The organism is Streptomyces sp. NBC_01012 (genome assembly GCF_045162755.1).
GTDB lineage: Bacteria > Actinomycetota > Actinomycetes > Streptomycetales > Streptomycetaceae > Streptomyces.
This window is the reverse complement of record NZ_CP108688.1, coordinates 7082755-7103011: the sequence shown is the minus strand read 5'-3', so window position 1 is coordinate 7103011 and position 20257 is coordinate 7082755. Positions and strand designations below refer to the sequence as shown.

General features: G+C 71.1%; 10 protein-coding genes and 1 pseudogene. 4 read left to right on the top strand and 7 right to left on the bottom strand.

Annotation, left to right across the window (positions count from 1 at the left end; genetic code table 11):
* Nucleotides 1-164: 164 nt before the first annotated feature.
* Nucleotides 165-3119 carry an alpha-glucuronidase family glycosyl hydrolase gene (locus OG623_RS31735; protein WP_406151034.1) on the top strand — a complete coding sequence of 985 codons (2955 nt, stop codon included), beginning with the start codon at nucleotides 165-167 and terminating at the stop codon, nucleotides 3117-3119.
* 63 nt (nucleotides 3120-3182) lie between these two features.
* Here the strand turns inward: OG623_RS31735 and OG623_RS31730 are convergent, their stop codons facing one another.
* Nucleotides 3183-6104 (bottom strand): phosphatase PAP2 family protein, encoded by a 2922-nt coding sequence (locus OG623_RS31730; protein WP_406151033.1) that lies wholly within the window; start codon nucleotides 6102-6104, stop codon nucleotides 3183-3185.
* Between the two features lie 201 nt (nucleotides 6105-6305).
* Nucleotides 6306-8534, bottom strand: a complete 2229-nt coding sequence (locus tag OG623_RS31725; RefSeq protein WP_406151032.1) for a serine/threonine-protein kinase — start codon at nucleotides 8532-8534, stop codon at nucleotides 6306-6308.
* Nucleotides 8535-8990: 456 nt separating this feature from the next.
* On the opposite strand from OG623_RS31725, the gene OG623_RS31720 reads away from it, so the two are divergent.
* The gene (locus OG623_RS31720) at nucleotides 8991-10535 is read left to right on the top strand and encodes an NAD(P)-binding domain-containing protein (protein WP_406151031.1); all 1545 of its coding nucleotides are present in this window, start codon (nucleotides 8991-8993) and stop codon (nucleotides 10533-10535) included.
* A complete protein-coding gene (locus OG623_RS31715; protein WP_406151030.1) occupies nucleotides 10528-11985 on the top strand; it encodes a class I adenylate-forming enzyme family protein in 1458 nt (485 codons plus the stop codon). Before OG623_RS31720 ends, OG623_RS31715 begins: the two co-directional genes overlap by 8 nt.
* An 18-nt stretch (nucleotides 11986-12003) precedes the next feature.
* On the opposite strand, the gene OG623_RS31710 is transcribed toward OG623_RS31715, so the two are convergent.
* From OG623_RS31710 to OG623_RS31695, 4 genes are read right to left on the bottom strand one after another with little or no spacing between them, the layout of a single operon-like run.
* Complete coding sequence (locus OG623_RS31710) at nucleotides 12004-13647, bottom strand: MFS transporter (RefSeq protein WP_406151029.1); 1644 nt, start codon at nucleotides 13645-13647, stop codon at nucleotides 12004-12006.
* A complete protein-coding gene (locus OG623_RS31705) occupies nucleotides 13644-15014 on the bottom strand; it encodes a cytochrome P450 (protein ID WP_406151028.1) in 1371 nt (456 codons plus the stop codon). The genes OG623_RS31710 and OG623_RS31705 overlap by 4 nt, the downstream gene beginning before the upstream one ends.
* Entirely contained in the window at nucleotides 15008-16078 is a 1071-nt protein-coding gene (locus OG623_RS31700) for an alpha-hydroxy acid oxidase (RefSeq protein ID WP_406151027.1), read from the bottom strand. The genes OG623_RS31705 and OG623_RS31700 overlap by 7 nt, the downstream gene beginning before the upstream one ends.
* Complete coding sequence (locus OG623_RS31695) at nucleotides 16075-17658, bottom strand: NAD(P)-binding domain-containing protein (RefSeq protein ID WP_406151026.1); 1584 nt, start codon at nucleotides 17656-17658, stop codon at nucleotides 16075-16077. Before OG623_RS31695 ends, OG623_RS31700 begins: the two co-directional genes overlap by 4 nt.
* A 62-nt stretch (nucleotides 17659-17720) precedes the next feature.
* Between OG623_RS31695 and OG623_RS31690 the strand changes: the two genes are divergently transcribed.
* Nucleotides 17721-19289 carry an aromatic amino acid ammonia-lyase gene (locus tag OG623_RS31690; RefSeq protein ID WP_406151025.1) on the top strand — a complete coding sequence of 523 codons (1569 nt, stop codon included), beginning with the start codon at nucleotides 17721-17723 and terminating at the stop codon, nucleotides 19287-19289.
* A 46-nt stretch (nucleotides 19290-19335) separates the two neighbouring features.
* Here OG623_RS31690 and OG623_RS31685 read toward each other — a convergent pair.
* A pseudogene (locus tag OG623_RS31685) lies at nucleotides 19336-20079 on the bottom strand (sensor histidine kinase); the annotation flags it as partial.
* Nucleotides 20080-20257: the final 178 nt, after the last annotated feature.

The window sequence follows — 20257 nt, the reverse complement described above, 5'->3', positions numbered from 1 at the left end:
CGACCGGGTGGCAGCCTCCTGTTGCCTTTTGATCGCACCGCAAAGCTTGGATGTTCTTTTCTGGTTGCCTATGTAGACAGTCGTCGTAGCCCGTGTGACCGTTACGACGGCACTCGGCCTCACCCCGCACATGCACTGTTCGTCCACCGACGGAAGTGAGACACATGAGCTCAGGAATACGCCGCCGCAGCGTCCTCACGGCGGCCGCTCTCGGAAGCGCCGCAGGCTCGCTCGCCCTGGCGGCCACACCGGCATCGGCGGTCGGCGCCGATGCCTCCTCGGGAGGAGCACTGCCCGCCGAGGACGGCTATGAGCTGTGGCTTCGCTACCGGAAGGTGCGGGACCCCGGTCAGCTCGGGCGGTACCGGAAGGCGCTGGGTTCCCTCGTCAGGGAGGGCGGCGGCCCGCTGCAACGTTCGGCAGCGGACGAGCTGGTCCGGGGCCTGACCGCGCTGCTCGGCACGAAGGTGACACCCCGCACCCACGCCCCGTCGGGCGCGGCGCTCGTGGTGGGCACGCCGACGAGTTCCGCCCTCGTCCGCGCGCTCGTCCCCGCGGCCGACCTGGCCGAGTTGGGCGACGAGGGCTACGTCATCCGCAGGGTCACCGAGGGCGGCCGATCCCGTGTCGTGGTGGCGGCCCACGCCGACCGGGGTGTCCTCTACGGGGCCTTCCACCTCCTGCGGCTCGTGCAGACCGGACAGCCGCTGGAACACATCGACCTCGCCGAACGGCCGGCCGCCCCACTGCGCGTGGCCGACCAGTGGGACAACATCGACGGTTCGATCGAACGGGGCTACGCGGGCCGCTCCTTCTTCGACTGGGACAAGCTGCCCGAACTCGACGAGCGCTACACGGACTACGCGCGCGCCCTCGCCTCCCTCGGCATCAACGGCGCGGTGATCAACAACGTCAACACACCCGCGACCTACCTGGCCGAACCGTTCCTCACCAAGCTGGCCGCGCTGGCAGGCGTGCTGCGTCGCTACGGCGTGGCCCTGTACGTCACGGCGAACTTCGCCGCGCCGATCGACCTGGACGGACTCGACACCGCCGACCCCTTCGACCCGGGGGTGCGCCGATGGTGGGCGGAGAAGGCCGAGGAGATCCACGACAGCATCGAGGACTTCGGCGGCTTCCTGGTGAAGGCCAACTCCGAGGGCCGACCCGGCCCGCTGGACTACGGACGCACCCACGCCGACGGTGCCAACCTCCTCGCGGACGCGCTGCGCCCGTACGGCGGCATCGTGATGTGGCGGGCGTTCGTGCACGACACCGACGAGAAGTGGGACCGGCAGGGCTACCTCGACTTCACCCCGCTGGACGGGAAGTTCGCGGACAACGCCGTGCTTCAGATCAAGAACGGCCCGATCGACTTCCAGGTCCGCGAACCCGCCCACCCGCTCTTCGGCGCCCTGCCGAGGACCAACTCGATGGTCGAGTTGCAGGTGACGCAGGAGTACACCGGGCACTCCACGCACCTGTGCTATCAGGTGCCCCAGTGGAAGGAGGTACTCGACTTCGACACGCTCAAGGAAGGGCCGGGCAGCACCGTGGCCCGCGTCGTGACCGGCCGGGTGCACTCCTACACGCACTTCGGGTTCGCGGGCGTGATGAACTTCGGCGACGCCAGGAACTGGACCGGCTCCCACCTCGCCGCCGCCAACACCCACGGCTACGGGCGGCTGGCGTGGAACCCGGACCTGTCAGCGGCCGAACTCGCGGCCGAGTGGACCCGGATGACCTTCGGGAACGACCCGCACGTCGTGCGTACCGTCTCCGGCCTGCTGCTCGGCTCCTGGCACACCTACGAGGACTACACCTCGCCGCTGGGCACCGGATACCTCACACATCCGCCGGACGGCTCGGTGACCGGCCACTTCGACCCCAGCCCGACCACGACCACCCAGTTCCACAGGTCGGACCGCGAGGGCATCGGCTACGACCGCACCTCAGCGACCGGCGACGGCTACACGGACCTGTACGCGCCGGCCGTCCGCGACGCCTACGAGTCGTTGGAGAACTGCCCGGAGGAACTGCTCCTCTTCCTGCACCATGTGCCGTACACGCACCGGCTGGACAGCGGGAAGACGGTGATCCAGCACATCTACGACACCCACTTCTCGGGTGCGGCACGGGTCGCCGAGATGCGCGGGACCTGGGACGGGCTGCGCCGGCGCATCGACCACCGCCGGCTCTCGGACGTCCACCGCCGGCTGGACGAACAGTCGGTCCAGGCCGTCCGTTGGCGTGACACCCTCGTCGCGTACTGGTTCGAGCTGAGCCGGATCCTCGACGCGCACCGCAGCTGGCTCCAGGCCGTCGTCGCCCCGGCCGACACGGCACTGTTGGGCGGAGAGCGCAACGAACTGCCCGTACAGGTGGTCAACGCGACCGGCTCAGGGCTGCGCACGGACATCACGCTGGACGTACCCGACGGCTGGAGCTCCGAGCCGGCGAACTGCTACGTGGACTCACGGGGCGACCGGACGGTGAAGATGACGGTCGTGCCCCCGTCGGCCCCGGCGCTCGCCACCCTGCACGCCCGCCCGAGGTCGGGGTCCGTACAGGTCCTCGACTCCTCGCTGCGCAGCGAGGCCAGGACCGTCGTCGTCCCGCCCGCCGCCCGCTGTGTGCACGCACTGGACGCGGGTCCCTCCGACGCACCCGTACTCAAGGACTACAGCCGCCTCGCGCCCGACAGCGGCTGGCACGAGGGCGCGGACTTCGGCTGGGTCGACACCACGCCCGAGGCCACGGACACCGGGCTGTTCGACGTCGTCCGCCGCGACTACGTACGGGCAGCCGCGCCCGCCGTACTGCGGTTGAGGGTGCCCGCGGGACGCGCCACGGCACATCTGCTCACCGGCGACCCCAACACGTTCAACAGGCCGCTGATCGTCCGGGTGGACGGGGACGCGAGGGCGCGCAGCGAGCAGCTCGACGGCCGGGAGTTCACCTGGCTCAGGGTGCCGCTGGACGGCGGGCAATCCGGGCGGGTGGTGGACCTGGAGCTGTCCTCCGACGAGGAGCGGACCTGGCACCTGAGCGCCTGCGTCGTCATGGCGGACGGGGCGGACGGGGCGGACGGGGCGGACGGGGCGGACGGGGCGCCGTAGAGGGTCGGCGGTGGTTCGAGCGGGCGCGCCGTCCGCTCGAACCACCGGCGCCGGGGCCGGGGGTCACCCGGCGATCGGGACCCCTTCCGCGCTCACCCGGACCCCGCCGACGGTGAGTGTCCCGTCGCGGTGCACGGCGACCTTCGCGGCCATCGCCGCCGCCAGGTCGATCCGCTGCCAGCTCCCTCCGTCACCCTGCTCGTCCAGGGCGGACCCGGAGGGGATCTGGGTGGCGGCCAGGACGGTACGCCGCTGGTCGTCGGTGAGCTGGGGGTGTGCCGTGCGCAGCAGGTCCTCGGCCCCGTCCGGCACGGCGGGCGGCAGGCCCTCGTCACCGATGTGCGGGTAACCGTAGGTCATCCGCTGCTGATACACCTTGAGCGCCTCGGCGGTGGGAAGGTACGGCGTCCCGCTGCCGGCACACCGCGTCAGCGTGCGGCCCGCTCCGGACTCACGGCACTTCTGCGTGAGGACGCTCTCCAGCTCGTCCCTGGCCTGCCCCAGGAGTGTCCGGAACTCCGGGTCGGACCAGCGCAGTTGCGCGGTCTTGGCGCCGACGACACGGCCGCCCATGATGTCGGTCGGATAGTGGAAGGCCAGCACGATCCGGTTGTCGCCGTACTCGGAGGCACGGGCGAGGATCTGCGGTGCCAGCTCAGGCAGCAGTGTGGCGAGCGTGATGCCCTGGGCGTAGCCGTGGCTGGTGTGGCCGCTGGGGAAAGAGCCGTCACCCGCGAGACCGTCGTAACCACCGGGACTGTCCCACTGCTCGATGAGCCCCTGGTCGCCGGTGAAACCCATACGGACGAAGGGCCGCTTGTAGCTGTACGCGTCCTTCGCGAGCTGGTACCAGTCGGCGGAGGACTCCGGAGTCTTCTCGATCCGGGCGGACAGCAGTGCCTCGGTCCTGGGCAGTTCGCCGTTCTTCATGGCCTGGCTGTAGAGCGGTCCGAGCGCGGTACCGAGCCCGTCCGCCATGGTCACGTACGGGCTGTTCGCTCCGTCCACCAGCGCCTTGTGCACACGGCTGTCCCCGGGGCCTGAGGGGGCGTTGTTGATGTCCACGACCGTACGGTCGTTGATCGCGGTCAGGTCCTCGTAGGTCGTGCCCTTCTCCATCTCCTCGTTGGGGCCCATGAGGGAGGGTGTGTCGCGCGCCGTGTCGAACGAGCGGAGCAGCCAGGTGACGTAGTCGCCGCCGTCCGGCGCGGTGGGCCGGTCGTCGGAGGCGTAGGAGGTGCTCAGCTGCTGGTCGGTGAAGGGCAGGGAGTCGGTGGCCTGCGCCAGCGAACCGAGCCCGAAGTAGGCGTCCGAGCTGTCGGCGTCGCTCTGGTGCACCTCGACCGCGAGGGTGTTGACGCCCTCGCGCACCGCGGATGCGGGCGCGACGAAGCGGGCCTTCTCCGGATCACCGCTCCCTGTGGCGCCGTCCGGGGTCCGGTACTGGAGGTTCTTCTCTATCTCCCCGTCGGCGTGGCCCGCGATGCGGCTGCCGTTGAGATAGACGGTGACGGTGTCGTCGAAGACGACCGTGCCGACCAGGCCGGTGAGCGAGGCGAGCTGGGCGCGGTCCACCGTGAAGGAGGTCCGGAAGAAGTAGGCCTCGATGTCGTCGCCCGAGTCCTTGCGCAGGTTCAGCTTGGTGCGGACGGGGAAGCCGGACCCGAGGTCGACACCGTCGTTCTTCACGCCGAACGGCCCGGTGGCCTGCTTCCAGGGAACGTCTCCCGCGTCGAAGCCGGTCCGGGTCCAGGCCGTGCGGTCGCTCCCGCCGCGCGCCGGGTCGACGTCCGGGGTGTCGAGGTAGCTCCAGGTCGTCGTGTCGTCGACGACGGCCTTGCCCAGGCTGAGGTCGTCGATCCAGCCGGTGAGCGCCGCGCCGGACTCGGCGTGCTCGTCCTCGTACCGCAGCCGGATCTCGCTGACGCGCCTGCCCGCGAGCGTGCCCAGGTCTGCCTCGACGGTGCCCCACTCCCCCGGTACGGGTGTCGTGCTGCTGTCCACCTCGTACGTTCCGGGGTCACGGCCGTCCAGGTCGCTGTGGACGACCTCGATCGAGACATGGGCCGATGCGGCGTTCTCCGGGCGGAGCGCGTAGCTCAGCTTCGATGTGCGTCCCAGCGGGACATCGAGTCCGGAGCGCAGCACGACCGTCGACGAGGCCCGCCCCGAGTCGAGGACTCGGCCCGCGTAGCGCAGCGCGGCCGATCCGTCGGCCGCGCCCGCGGAGTCGGCGTTCTCCACGGACGCCCCGAGCGCCGAAGCCGATGAGCCGGCGGAGCTGCGCAGGGTCCAGTCCGCGAGCTGGAGCTTCTCGTGATCGCCGGACGAACCCTCGCAGCGGTCGGCGCAGGTGTCGGTGATGCGGAGTTGGTAGTGCCGATAGGGGTGCGGCGTGCCGATGGCGTAGAAATTGCTCTGCCCCCGGGCGTCGAAGCGCTGCTCCTTCTGCTGGTTCAGCACCTTCCAGGAGGGGTCGTCGGCGTCTTCGGCGGCCGTGTCACGGTCACTCCCGAGCACGGTCCAGGTGGCGGGGTCGCGGGGAGCGGCGTCGTTCGCGGAGGTGAGCGAGTAGCCGGTGACGGCCGCCGCGTCGGGCAGGCTGTAGATCACATGGACGGGCGCGTCCTCGGTCGGCCGGCCGCTGTCCCGTGCGTACCACTTGGTCCCGGGGTCCTGGTCGGCGAGGCTCCCCACACCTTCGGTCGCGCTGGTGTCGTTCGGATGCCCGGAGCGCACCTCGTCCACGGTGGTGGTCACCCGCGCGGTCTCGCCCCGCGTGTTGCGGGCGGCCCCCTTGGCCGGGAAGCCGGCGGGCCTGGGCGTACCGGGCTCGTAGGACGTCGCCCAGTACCCCCCGCTCCTCGGCGCGCCGGCCACCGCCCCGCCGGCATCGGCCGACGCGGACCCTGCGCCGGCCCCGATCGAACCGGCCAGGAGCGCGGCGACGACCAGCCCGGCCCCTCTGCCTCTCCCATGTCTCATCAGCGAGCGCACGCCTCACCCCATGTCTTGGACAACGTTGTCAGCATGGGCGAGCCTGGGTCTCATGGGGCGCTCTGTCAATGCCCAGGACCCACACCCCGCATTTCTCCACGTCAGTTGGCCGGATCGGGACCACGGCGGGCCGTGCGGGTTCGACCGGGCGCGGCCTACTCCCGGTCCCGGTCGTGGGTGTCCGTACGGTCAGTCGGACCTGGGGGGGTTCTGCGAGTCGAAGGCGAAGAGGGTGTTCCCGTCCGCGGCCACGATCACCGCACGCCCCGCAAGGGTCACGCGTGGGCTTTCGCCCTGCCCGCCCGTCAGGCCGTCGGCCTGCGGATCCGTGGCCCACAGGGTCTTTCCGTCGCGCGGCGACAGCGCGACCACCCGGCCGGTGGCCGAGCTGAAATACAGTGCGCCTGATCCCGCGACGGGCCCTGACGCGCCCTCCACGCTCGTCTGCCGCGACCACTTCTTCCGGCCGGTCTCGGGGTCGAGCGCCGTCACGAGGCCCGTCCGCCCGCTCATGTAGAGGGTGCCGTCCGCCATGCCCGGTGTCCCCCCGTATGTCTTGGCCAGCCGGGAATACGTGACCTTACGCGAGGCGGGATCGACCCGCGCCACCCCGTCGTAGCCGGTCAGCGCCGGGCCCTCCCTGTGCTCCTGGACGAGTACGAGACTGCCGTCGGCGACACCCACCGGTACGGCGGGACCGTCGACCGCGATGGGCCTGCCCAGTTTCCCCGAGGCACGGTCGACCGTGTACAGAGTGGGGTGGCGCACCTCCAGGTCGTCCACCTCCGCGTTCGACGCACACATCGCCATGAGCTCCGTCCCCAGCGGTACGGGGGCGCACTGCGTGTCCGCGGGGAAGGTCTTCGTCCAGCTGACCTCACCGCTGTGTGCGTCCCGCGCCTCGAAGCGGGAGTTGGAGACATCGACCGTCACGACATCGGAGCCGACCACCAGGGCGTCCTGGGTCCGGCCCGTGACGGCCGTCGACTGGGCTCCGGACGGCACGGACCACAGCTCCCGGCCACTGTCCGCGTCGAAGGCCACCACCTCCTTACGAGGGTCCTGCGGCGCGTCCTCCGCGGCGAAGCGGTAGCCGATCACCGTGTCGTCGGTGGCGCCCACCATGTGCATGCCCTGGACGGGGACACCCGGGCTGTTCGCCGTCCACACCCGCGAGCCGTCGGAGACCTTGATCCGGGTCGCGACGACCCCGCCACCGCCGCAGAACAGGGCGTCGCCGCGCGCGACGCACCGCACCTCGTCAGGAATGTCCTTGCGCCCGCCCAGCACGGCCTTGTGCCAGGGCGCGAAGCCGTCCGGCAGTGCGGCGACCGGCACCGCGACGCTCCTGGTCCCGTCGCCGCTGCTCCCGAAGCCGTCGGCCGTCACCGCGGCGATCCCGCCCCCGATCGCCGCCACGGCGACCGCCGCCGCGAGCACCGGCCGCCACCTGCGGCGCAGCAGGCGGCCGGCGGTGGTGTCCGTGCTCCCGGTGTCGGGATCTGCCGGAGCGGCGCCCGAGGACGGTGCGGCAGGCGTCATGAGGTGGTTCTGGGTGCTCACGTCGCGGGTGCGGCCCCGGCCGGCCCCCGCCTGCGTGGTCCCGCCGAGGTCGGCCGGCAGGTCACGCAGCAGCACGAGCAGCTCGTCCGCCGAGGGGCGCTTCTCCGGCTCCTTGTCCAGGCAGGACTCGACGACGGCGCGCAGGGCCTCGGGCACCGCACCCAGGGACGGCTCCTCGTGCACCACCTGGTACGCGGTCATGTAGGGGCTGTCCGCGTCGAAGGGCCCGTGGCCGGTCGCGGAGTACACCAGCAGTGTCCCCAGCGAGAAGACATCGGACCGTGGTCCCACGCCACGCGGCGCCTGCAACTGCTCCGGCGACATGAAGGGCGGCGTACCGATCACACGCCCTGTCATCGTCAGCGTCTGCTGGTCCGCCGCACGCGAGATGCCGAAGTCGATGACGCGGGGGCCCTCGGGCGAGAGCACGACGTTCGACGGCTTCAGGTCACGGTGGACGACATCCACCCGGTGGATGTCGCGCAGCGCCTCGGCCAGCCCGATGGCGAGCCTCCTCAGCTCCACCCCGTCCAGCGGGCCCTTCGCCGTGATGCGCTGGGCAAGCGTCTGCCCCTCGATGTAGGTCGTGGCCATCCAGGGCTGCTCGGCCTCGGGGGCGGCGTCGACCACGGCGGCGGTGAACGCGCCGCTCACCCGCCTCGCGGCCGCCACCTCCTGCCGGAAGCGGGTGCGGAATTCGTCGTCCCCCGCGAACTGCTGGTGGATCAGCTTGATCGCGACCGGCCGCCCCGAACTCGTACGGGCCAGAAAAACCGTGCCCATGCCGCCCGAACCGAGCCGCGCCTCGAGCGGATAGCCGCCGATCTCTGCTGGATCATCTCCGCGCAGCGACACTCTTCCCGACCTCCTGCCCCTGTGCGCCTGTGCCCCCACGGGCTGTCCTGTCCGTCTGTCCTGCACCCAAACTAGCCGCTGGACGGCCCGGCAGAACAAAGCGGGTGACGATTCCACCTCCCCACCGCCCTCGAACGCGATCCGTGACGCCCGTCCCCCCGGCCGACCACCGGACCTGCGACGATGGGCAGCCCGTACGGATGTTGGACAGACCGTGAGGAGGTGGTGCCGGAGAGCCACGACCGGAGGTGTTGGATCTCATGATCGGCGCGCATCGCCCAGCGTGACTGCGGGGTCACGCCAAGAACCGGCTCCACCTCGACGGCAGCCCGATCGACGGCAGCACCGAGGGCAACGGGTGCCGCGTCCTGCGGACCCTGGCACCGTAGAGGCCGGGGATCTCCGATCGGTGCAATCTCAGAGCCTTCTGATGTGGCGTCATTAGCATCCCGGCCCATGGTGCACGACTACCTCATCATCGGGGCCGGACCGGCCGGACTTCAACTTGCCTCTCTGCTGGAACGCGACGGGTGCGACTATGTCGTCCTTGAGCGGGGAAGCGGACCCGGGACGTTCTTCACCCGGTATCCCCGCCATCGGCAGATGATCTCGAACAACAAGGTGAACACGGGTTTCACGGACCCGGAGCTCAACCTGCGCATGGACTGGAACTCGCTGCTCAGCGACGACCCTGATCTGCTGTTCACCCGGTACAGCGAGCGTTACTTCCCGCCCGCCGACGACTGGGTGCGCTATCTGACCGACTTCGCCGCCCGTACCGGCATCCGCGTCGAGTACGACACGGATGTCATCCGGATATCCCGCGCGGACGGTGTCTTCACCGCCTTCGACGGCGGTGGACGCAGCCGGCAGGCCCGGCGGCTCGTCATGGCGACCGGTGTGTCCCGGTTCAACGAGCCGCCCGTCCCCGGCATCGAACTCGCCGAGCGGTACGACACCTTCGACCCCGATCCCACGTCTTTCACCAATCAGCGGGTGCTGATCATCGGTAAGGGAAACTCCGCTTTCGAGACCGCCGGCTCCCTCATCGAGAAGGCCGCGGTGATCCATGTCGCAGGTCCCCACTCGGTCAAACTCGCCTGGAAAACCCACTACGTAGGGCATCTTCGCGCGGTCAACAACAATTTCCTGGACACCTACCAGCTCAAGTCGCAGAACTCCGTCCTCGACGGCATCGTGGAAAGCATCGAGAAATCCGCGGACGGCGGCTTCCGGGTGATGCTCCGCTACACCAGGACCACGGAACCGCTCCGCGAACTGCACTACGACCGGATCATCGCGTGCACCGGCTTCCGCTTCGACGCATCGGTCTTCGACGAGACCTGCCGCCCCGCGCTCACCATCAACGACCGCTTCCCCGAGCAGACCTCCGCCTTCGAGTCGGTGAACGTACCGGACCTCTACTTCGCCGGCACCGTGATGCAGCAGCGGGACTTCAAGAAGTCCACCAGCGGCTTCATCCATGGTTTCCGCTACGGGACGCGCGCCCTGCACCGCATCCTGGGCGCCCGCCATCTGGAGACCCCCTGGCCCGCCCGGACGCTCACCGCGTCGCCGGAGGCGATAGCCGACGCCGTCATCGCCCGCGTCAACCGCTCGTCGGGGCTCTGGCAGCAGTTCGGGTTCCTCGGCGACGTGGTCGCGGTGGAGGGCGACCGTGTCCGGTACCAGGAGGAGGTGCCGCTCGACTACATCGCCGACGGTGGCCTCGGGAGCGCCGCACACCGGTTCGTCGTCGACCTGGAGTACGGGCCCGATCACGACACGACCGATCCGTTCGACATCGACGTCCCGCGCGTCCTGGAGAACGACGTCGACCATGCCATGGACTCCACGTATCTCCATCCCGTGGTCCGCCACTACCGGGACGGCGCCCTCGCCGGCACCCATCATCTGGCGGAGAACCTCGAGAACGAGTGGAACCTCGCGGCGATCCACCGTCAGCCGCTCACCGCGTTCGTGAAGGAGTGCCTTGACTGAGCAGTTCCCCGGGGCCGTACTCGACATCCTCGACGTGGCGGGCGACCGTCCGGTCTTCGAACACGGCGACCGGGAGGTGTCGGGTGCGGAACTCCTTCGCATGGTGCGGTGCGTCACGAACGGCCTGCGGCGGCGCGGCATCGGACCCGGCGACGGACTCGCCCTGCTGCTGGGGGTCGGCCCCGAGGCGTTCGCCGCGATCATCGCCGCCCATGTGGTCGGGGCCCGCGTCGTCGGCGTCCCGCCCCGGCTGACAGCACGTCAGCAGGCGCACGTACTACGAGATGTCGACGTCCTGGTCACCGACCGGCCCGACCGCCCCGAGGCCCCACCGCACGACACCCGACTCGTCCTGGCACTCGATGAGCTGCTGTCGGCGGCGGACGACGGCGTACGGCCACGGGTCTCCGCACGCCCCGGGGACATCGCCCGGCTCCTGCACACCAGCGGCAGCACCGGCCTCCCCAAGGCGTGCGCCCAGACCTACGCGGCGCTGACCGCGGGCTGGGCGCTCCGCCCCGACGACCGGCCGCCCGCCATCCGTGAGCTGGCCCTGCGCCTGGACCGCTTCCTGGTGTTCGGCACCCTGGCCAGCCAGGTGATGATGGAGTACGGGCTGCTGGCACTCGCCTCCGGCGGCACGCTCGTCACCGCCGACCCGCCGGCCTTTCCCGATGCCCTCGTACGGCACCGGGCGACCGCGAGCGTCATCACGGTGGCCCGGCTCACGAAACTCGTGGCGAGCCAGCGCGAATCGCCCGTGGACCTCGGCGGTCTGCGTGCGCTGATGGTGTCCGGGTCGCCGCTGGAACCGGGACGGCTGCGCGAGGCGGCCGAGGTGCTCGGCCCGGTCGTCTTCCATGGCTACGGGCAGACGGAGACCGGCATGATCTCCATGGCCGTGCCGGAGGATCCGCCCGGCTCCCTCGGAGTGCCGCCCGTCGAGCTGGAGATCCGGGACGCCTCAGGACAGCCGGTCCCGCGCGGCGTCGACGGTGAGGTCTTCGTCCGTACCCCGTCTCAGGGTTGCGGCTACTGGGAGGAACCGGCCCTCACCTCCGAGGTGTTCACCGACGGCTGGGTGCGCACCCGCGACCTCGGCCGGCTCGACACCGCGGGCCGGCTGTGGCTCACCGGGCGCGTCCGCGACGTGGTCATCATCAACGCCCAGGTGCACTACGCCGGACCGGTCGAGCGGTTGCTCGCCCGTCACCGATCGGTGGCCGAGGCGTACGTCGTCGCCGTCCCCGACGACCGTACGGGTGAGGCCGTCCACGCCTACGTCGTACCTGCGGCGGGCCAGGAGGTCCCGGACCTCGGTGAACTGCGTGCCCTGGTCACGGCGGACCTGGGTGAGGCGTGCGCTCCGACCCGCCTCACCCTCATCGGAGAGGTGCCGCTGACCCCTGCCGGAAAGCCCGACAAACGGCGTCTCGAAACCGGTGCCTGACGGCCCATCAGGTCGAGGTCACCCGTCTCCCTTTCCCGACAGGGGCGTTGTCGTCGTGGGCCCATCGGCGGGGACGGCTTCGCCGCGCACCAGATCGTCGAGCTCGGCGTTCAGCCGGATGTCGCCCTCGTCCTGGGCGGCGTCCGGCCGGCTGCTCCCGCGGACCGCGACGGCGATCCCTGCCAGGCCCATGGGGAGCGCGACGAACACCGCGGCGGTGCGCATGCCTCCCGGAGCGGAGAGGACTTGCGCGATGAGCGGCGGTCCGAAGGCTCCGCCGGACTTTCCGACGGCCGCGGCCCAGCCGCCCGCGGTTCCCCGGATGGGCATGGGGTAGATCTCGGCCGTGTAGGGACCGATGAGGGCGATGACACCGGCGGTTCCGGCGAACAGGAGCATCACGGCCGTCAGAAGGACGGACCTGTTGCCGTCCATCCCCACGACGGCCAGTACGAGCAGTGCCGCGACGGTGAGGGACGCGTAGACGACCATGGTGCCCCGCGCCGACCAGCGCATGTAGAGCCAGGCGGCCACCACACAGGTGGGGATGGACAGCAGCGACGAGATGAACAGCAGTGTGGCCGCCGACATGCCGTGCCGGCCCGAGGACTCCAGCTGGCTGGGCAGGAAGGTGATGAATCCCCAGTAGACGAGGCCCCACGCGAGTGCGTAGCCGCTGACGACCAGTGTCTTGGCAGTCTGAGGACGCCTGAACAGGGTGGAGGCCGGGACGTGCCCACGCTGCGACTGCCGGGCGGTGAAGGCGGCCGACTCCGGAATCCAGCGGTTCAGCGCGATCAGGATCAGGACCAGCGGCAGTTGGGCGAACCACAGGACGCGCCACCCGGTCAGCGGGATGAGTACGGCGGCCAGTCCGGCGGCCGCCATGTACCCGCCGGTGGTGGTGAGTCCGGCCTGGAGCACCATGATGGCCGCGCGCCGTCCCGGTGGCAGGCTCTCGGTCATCAGGGCGTAGACGACCGGCAGCATGCCTCCGGCCGCCATCCCCATCAGCGCGCACATGACCAGGATGCCGCCGAAGGTCGGCATGGCGCCGCACACCGTCGTACCGAGGAAGAGCAGGGACGCGATGAGGATCGTGGCCCTGCGGCCGATACGGTCCGCTGCGCGGCCCCAGACGAGGGATCCCAGCACCGTGCCGCTCAGCGCCACCGTGGGCAGCCACGCGACCTCGGAGGCGCTGAGGTGGAACTCCGCACGCATGCCCGGCTGGATGAACGCCAGGGTCGCGGGCTTCATCTGGTCCACCATCAGCGCGAAGCTGAGAACGGCGATGAGACGGCGGCGGTGGCTGCTCGACGGGTTCCTGTGCACCTGAGCGGGGGCGGGGGCAGGAACAGGGGCAGCCGCGGGACCTGCTCCGGGACGCGGCATGACCGCGAACCCGGAGAGCACCACGCCCACGACGATGGCCACCATGGCGCCCCACATCACCCAGGACATCCCCATCATGGCCATGTGGAATCCCATGGACGAGGAATCGATGAACATCCACAGGTGCTGGCCGACACCGGCGCAGTTGAGGGCGACGCCGGTCCAGAACATCAGGGGCCGGGGTATCAGCGATGCCGACCGCTCGGCCTGCGGGCCCGACGTGACGCCGGACAGCGGGGGCCCATGGCCGGGATCCTGGGGCGTCATCCATTTCCTCGTTCCGGGTGAGAGACGGGGCAGCTCCCGGCCCGCGCCTCGTCGAAGTAGCGTGCGGCCGGGCGCTGTCGCCGGGCGTGCAGCACCATGACCGTGCCGAGCACCAGTTGGCGTACGCCCCGGGTGACGTCCTCCACACCGTCCCGCAGCCTGATGAACGTCCGCAGCGCATGGAGGCGACGGGGCCGGGGAGGCAGGTCGCGTGGAATCAGCAGACACGGGGCCCGGTGCGGGTTGGAGCGGGTGTGTGAGGCCGTCGAGTCCAGCCGGTACCGGTTCAGCACCTCACGGACCGCGGCGCGCAGCACGAGCGGCGACAGCCGCCAGGCCGGGCAGGGCCGGTTCGCGGCCATGCCGTACGGGATGTGGTGGACGTCCTTGGCGGCCATGTCCGTCCAGCGCTCCGGGTCGAACGCGTCGGGCCGTTCGTATCCGGTGGCCTGGTAGTCGGGGTAGTTGAAGCACACCACGGAGCCGGCCGGCAGCACGGTCGCGTCGTCGAGCGGGATCTCGCCCGTGGTGATGCGGTGGGCGATCCCGAACAGCGGGTACAGCCGCATCGTCTCGTCGAGCACCTGTGTCAGGTACCGGTCGTTCTCCGGATCGGCCACCAGCCGGTTCTGCACTTCGGGGTGGCGGGCGAGAGCGAGCAGGACGTGCGCGGTCGCCTCGGACAGCTGGACGACCGCCGTGTTGAAGAAGGTCCCTTGCAGGTAGTGCACCTGTTCCGGCAGTGACAGGGAGGCCGGCAGCGGGTGTGCCACGTCGCCGGCCTCGACACGCTCGCGCAGATACGTGGTCAGCCGCGCCCTGCGCCGCGGGTGGCGCAGGCCGGTGCACTTCAGAGCGGTGATCACATCACCGGCGTGCGCGGTGATCAGGTCGCGGGCGTGCGTGGGGCACGGCTCCTGGAAGACCAGTTCGTAGGCGAAGGCGGCCCACGCGGGCATCACCAGGTCCCGCAGCCGGACAAGGCTCACCCGGGTGTCCGGCACCGCGTCCAGCGCGCCTGCGACCGCGCGGCCGGCCGCCGCCGTGAGTCCGGCCGAGCTTCCGGCGACGATGCGCCGCGTCGTCGCGGCCACGTCCTCGTAGCGTTCGCCTGGCTCGAGGTGTTCCTGGTGCACCTCGGGGCCCGGCGCCAGCCAGTACCAGAACAGGTCCGACAGGCCGGCCCCCTCGCTCCGTCCGTCGGCGGCCGGGTGGGCGTAGACCCGCTCGAAGACCTCGGGACCGTGTGCCGCGCTGGGCAGGGTCACCACCCGGTCGCCGTTGACCTTCTCGAAGAGGCGCACGCGCAGTGACACCACACCGCGCGGCAGCCACCATGTGTCCGTTCCCGTCCGGCCGCTCACCACGTCCCGCCCTTCCGTACGACCGAACCGGCCGTCAGATCGGAGTTCCGGCGCCCGCCGCACAGGGCCAGGGTGTGGTCGTACTCGTCGCGCAGCGTCGACAGAACACGGCGTACGCCCGGCTCCCCCTCGGCCGCCAGGCCCCACACCACGGGGCGTCCCACGCCGACGGCCGCCGCGCCCAGGGCGATGGCCACGGCCACGTCGCTGCCTCTGCGCACCCCGCCGTCGACGATGACCGGCACCCGGCCGGCGACCGCGCGGACGATCGCGGGCAGGCAGTCCACGGCCGCCGGGACGGCGTCGCACTGGCGGCCACCGTGGTTGGAGACGATCACCCCGGCCGCGCCGTGCTCGACGGCCGACTCCGCGTCGTCCGGGTGCAGTACGCCCTTGACCAGTACGGGAAGTGCCGTACCGCGCACGATCCCGGCGAGGTCCGGCCAGTGGACCGCCGGGGACATGGGGATGTCCGTGAGCGCGCCGGGCTCCGCACCCGGCAGGTCGCGCATGTTCTCCGCGGCGTAGCCGGGCGGAAGGTCGGTGAACCCGTTGCGCAGGTCCCTGGTGTGCCGGCCGAACACCGGTGAGTCGACGGTGACCACCAGTGCCGTACATCCCGCTTGCTCGGCGCGCCGCACGAGCGCCTCGGTGACCTCACGGCGTGGATGCGGATACAGCTGGAACCACACGGCGGGGGCCGGGGCAGCCTCGCGCGCCGCGGCGACGACCTCGGCGACCGCTGTGGTCGCCGCGGTCCCCGTCACCAGGACCGCGCCCTCGGCGGCTGCGGCGCGGGCCGTGGCCAGCTCGCCGTCCGGATGGACCAGCCGGTGGAAGGCGGTCGGTGCGACGAGTACCGGCGCTGCCCGGGGGCCGCCCGGCAGGTCCACCGCTGTGTCACGCTCCTCGCTGCCGCACAGCACCCTGGGCAGCAGCCGATACCGGTCGAACGCCTGCTCGTTCTCGGCGAGGACGCGTTCGTCGCCCGCGCCGCCCGCCACGTAGTCGTAGGCAACGGGGTCGAGCAGCTTCCGCGCGGTCTCGTGCAGTTCGCGGAGCGTCACGGCGCCACCGTGGTGGCCGGGGTGGCAGGGCTCCGGTGCGCGGCGAGGAAGGTGTTCAGCGGGGTGCGGTGAACCTCCTCGTCGTCCCACTCGTTCTCCAGGTTCTCCGTGATGTGGTGCTCGGCGACGAACGCGCCGTCCCTGTACCAGCGCACGACCGGGTGCAGATAGCGCCCGTCCAGCCCCGCCACATCCCGCTGGGTCTTGCGGCCGGCGGTGACGTCGAAGGGGTCCACCGAGTCGTGGTCGGCCCCGTACTCCAGGGTGATCACCCCGTACGCGTCGACATCGCCGAAGTCTCCGGCGCGCACCGCGTCCGGCACGTGGTCGACGGGGACCTCCTCGGCGTAGCGGAGTGTGCCGTCCGGGTCGAGCAGCAGCAGGTCACCGAGGACGGCGAACTGCTGCCACAGCGCGGAGGACCGGTTGACGCGGGTGATCACCGCGTCGACGGCCCGCTCGGTGGTCTCCCCGAGTTCCGTCACCGGCCATGGCTCACCGTGGTGGCGCTGCCGCAGTTCCCGGTGCAGGGCCCGCACCGCATAGCGGAAGCCGTGGATGAAGCCGGTCGTGGACTTCTTGAAGTCACGGCCCTGCATCAGCGTTCCGGCGAAGTACAGGCCGGGGACGTTGACCGACTCACCGACGGGTGTGAGGGCGGGGAAGCGGCCGTCGACGATCAGGTCCGGTGTGCAGGTGTCGTCGAAGACCGAGGCGTCGAACCGGAATCCGGTGGCGACGATCACCCGGTCGTAGCGGAGGTCCTTGATCACCTCGTCGGCCCGCTCGAAGGCGACCGGGACGCGGAAGCCGTCCTCGTCCCGGTGGATCGCGAGGACCCGGCCGTCGAGGAGGGCGTTCTGCGACTTCAGCTGGTAGCTGTCCAGGAAATTGTTGTAGACCGCGCGCAGATGTCCCACGTAATGCGTTCGCCAGGCCATTTTCAGCGAGCCCGAACCGACGACATGGATGACCGCCGCCGTCTCCATCAGGTTCTCGGCGGTCTCGAAGGCGGAGTTGCCCCGCCCGATGATGAGCACCCGCTGGTCGGTGTAGGACCCGGGATCGGTGTCGATCGTGTCGTAACGTTCGGCCAGTTCGACGCCCGGGACCGACGGCAGGTTCGGCAGGGTCATCCCGGTGGCGGTCACCAGGTGCCGGGCCCGCCACTCCTTGCCGGTGTGGTCGGTGACGGTAAAGCCCTCGTCGTCACGGGAGACCCTCTCGACCGCGGTGTCGTACCGTACGCGCACCCCGGTCCTGGAGGCGAAGTCGGCCAGGTAGCGCACCAGATCGTCGGCCGGCGGGAAGTAGCGGGGGCTGTACCGGGTGAACAGCAGCTCCGGGTCGTCGCTCAGCAGGGAGTTCCAGTCCATCCGCAGCCGCAGCTCCGGATCGTCGTACCCGGTGTGCACCTTGTTGTTCGAGATCAGATAGCGGTGCCGGGGAAAGCGCGTGAAGAACGTGCCCGGACCACTGCCGCGCTCCAGAACGACGTAGTCCGCGCCGTCCCGCTCCAGGAAGGCGGCGAGTTGCAGTCCGGCGGGCCCCGCTCCGATGATCAGATAGTCATGGGTCATGTTCCGGAAGCTATCCACCGGAATTCAGAGCGCTCTGAGATTCCCCGTCTACGTTTCCCGACGTGCTCACCACCACGGACAGCGTCTCACTCACCGGCCCCCTGGACTCCCCCGCCCTGCTCCGCGCGGCGGCACCGCTCACCGTCACGGTGGACGACGCGGCCAGGGCACGCCTGGACCGCGGCCGCCGGCTCTTCCACGATCTGCGGCACGGCGAGGGCGACGAGGCTCCCGCGATCTACGGCGCCACCACCGGATTCGGCGCGCTCGTGGGATACGCGGGCCGGCCCGACGAGGCCGACCAGTGCGACAACACCCTGGCCCACCTCGGCGCGGGCCAGGGGCCCGACCTGCCGCAGGGGATCTGCCGCGCCGCGCTCCTGCTGCGTACCCGGTCCCTCGCCCAGGGGCTGTCCGGCGTGTCCCCCGAGGTGGTCGACCGGCTCGCCGCGATGTTCGCCACGACCTTCGCGCCCGCCGTACCCCGCTACGGATCGGTCGGGGCCAGCGGAGACCTGATCCCGCTCGCCTACGCCACCCAGGCACTGCGCGGCCGGGGCCACGCCTATGTGGACGGCCGCCGCATGCCGGCCGCCGAGGCTCTGACCGCCGCCGGTCTGCGGCCGCTGGCCCTGGACGGCCGTGACGCCCTCGCCCTCGTCAACGGCACCTCGGTCACCACCGCGGCCCTGGCGCTGGCCCACGACGCGGTCCGCGCGGCACATCGCTCATTGATGGACCTGACCTGTCTGCTGGCCGACCTGCTCGGCTGTGACCCCGGCTTCCTCGACGCGGATCTGCTGCGCGCCTACGGTCACGCCGGTGCGATCGACGCCGGGGCGCACATGCGGCGCACCCTCTCGGGCACCATGCCGTCCGGCACCCGGCCGTTGCAGGAGCCGTACAGCATCCGCTGTTCCCCGCAGCTGCTCGGCGCGGCCGAGGACGCGCTGCGTTACGTCGACGGTGTCGTCGCCGCGGACCTCGCCGGCGTCAGCGACAACCCGCTGTTCTTCCCCGATGACCACGACGACGTGAGCGCCAAGGTGGTGCACGGCGGGAACTTCTTCGGGCAGCCCGCCGCGTTCGCGGCCGACCTGCTCGCCTCGGTGACCGCCCAGTTGGGCAATCTCGCCGAGCGCCAGCTCGACCTGCTGATCGATCCGGCGCGCAACGGGGGCCTGCCGCCGATGCTCGCCACGGTGCCGGGCGCCCAGCACGGTCTGCAGGGCGTGCAGTTGGCCACCACCGCGTTCGTGGCGGAGATCCGCCGGGCGGCGACACCGGCCGGCATGCAGAGCCTGCCGACGAACCTGCACAACCAGGACGTCGTGCCGTTCGGGACGCAGGCGGCCCTGCGCTCCTACGACATGGCGGAACTGCTGGGTCTGCTGTGCGGGTCGCTCGCGCTCGGCCTGCGCCAGACCGTCCATGTCGGCGCCCGGCGTCCCACCGCCCCGGGGTGCGCCGAACTCCTCGACGCCCTCATCGACCTGATCCCGCCCGTTGATCCTGACCGTCCGCTGGATGCGGATGTACGCGCCGCTGCCCGCCTGCTCGCCACCCGCGACCTGCCCCGACCGGACGTGCCTGAGCAGGGCTGGGCCGGGGTGCGCACTCCGGGAACGTGATGGTGAACCGGGCACCGCTCCCCGGCCGGCCGGCCGCGGCGACCGTGCCGCCGTGGTGCGTGACGACCTCCCTCAGCAGCGCGAGCCCCAGCCCGTACCGGCCGCGGTCGCCGGCGCGGTGGAATCGCTGGAACAGCCTTTCGGCCCCGCCGAGTTCGAACCCGGGTCCGGTGTCCGACACGGACAGACCGACCGTGCCGGCCGAGCGGGTCAGGGTCACCTCGATCCGCCCGCCCGCCGGGGTGTGGGTGATCGCGTTGGACAGCAGTTCACCGACGGCGCGGCGCAGCGCGGACTCGACACCGTCGACGTACAGGGGATACGGCGGGCTCTCCACGACGGCCACGAGGTGTCCCTCCCGCACCCGGTCGGACTCCTCGGCGACCACCGAACCGGCCAGCGCCACGAGATCGACCGGCCGGTGCTCCGAGCGCCGTGCCGGGTCCGTGGCGAGGCTGGCCGACAGCAGCAGGTCGTCCAGCACGTCGCCGAGCCGACCGACCGAACCGACCAGCCGGGTCAGCCCTTCACGATGCGCTCCCGGCAGCTCGTCGGCGGCCGCCTGCCGCACCAGCACCTGTGCCCGCGTGTACACGAGGGTGAGCGGGGTGCGCAGCTCATGACTGGCGTCGGTGACGAACCGTCGCTGCCGGGCGAGCGCCTCGGCCAGCGGCTCCACCGCCCGGCGGCCGAGGACCACCCCCGTGACGGCCGCCGCCAACAGCCCCACCAGCTCGGCGACGCCCAGCGCGGTCCACAGGTGGTCCCGGTCGGCGAGCTGGAAACGCATGTCGAACACCGCCTGCACGGGCATCCCGTCCCGGACCTGCGTGCGCACCAGATACTCCGTGCGGTTACGCCGTACGGTGCGCTCCACGGGCTCGCGTGTCCTGAGCACCTGGTCGATGTCGGCGCGTATCGGGAAACCGGAGGGGGCGTTCGGCAGCGGGGTCGCGCCGGGTGCGTAC